This is a genomic window from Corynebacterium sp. 122RC1, assembly GCF_024580955.1.
GTDB classification, from domain to species: Bacteria; Actinomycetota; Actinomycetes; order Mycobacteriales; family Mycobacteriaceae; genus Corynebacterium; species Corynebacterium kozikiae.
Genome location: NZ_JANIKD010000070.1, coordinates 1 through 414, shown reverse-complemented (window position 1 = coordinate 414; position 414 = coordinate 1). Strand labels below are relative to the sequence as shown.

Below are 414 nucleotides of genomic sequence, written 5' to 3'. Positions count from 1 at the left end.
GTGTGGGCGCTTTGAAGATCAGTGTGAAAGATTTCAAACCAGCTATGTAATTCTGCAAACTCACGGACGTGAGGGTACAGGAAAATGCTCCGCCAAAGGTAATGATCGCAGAAGCCGGATCCAAATATTCCCTGAATCCTCCCACACCTGCGGAACTTATGATACCAAATACCAACATGAATAATGCCAGCAATATACCGGCTAAAGAAGCTATATCCACTTAAATCACCTGACATTCTGCTTTTTTATCTTGCAAAAATATCCTTTCTGTATAATATTACAAGATTTTTTATTTCTTGTCTACTTTCTTTTACAATTATTTTCTTTCAGGTGGTAAGTGTCAACACCGTATCCGGGGTCTCTTCCACCAGTTCAATCAGGTCCGGATTCACCAATACCTTGACTCCATTAATC

2 protein-coding genes are annotated in these 414 nt (G+C 40.1%); both read right to left on the bottom strand.

Annotation, left to right across the window (positions count from 1 at the left end; translation table 11 throughout):
- On the bottom strand, window positions 1–220 hold a 220-nt coding region (locus tag NQ050_RS11115; protein ID WP_257039404.1), incomplete at its 3' end, for a hypothetical protein.
- A gap of 106 nt (window positions 221–326) precedes the next feature.
- Window positions 327–413 carry a flagellar FlbD family protein gene (locus NQ050_RS11320; protein WP_373566730.1) on the bottom strand — a complete coding sequence of 29 codons (87 nt, stop codon included), beginning with the start codon at window positions 411–413 and terminating at the stop codon, window positions 327–329.
- Between the last annotated feature and the right edge of the window lies 1 nt (window position 414).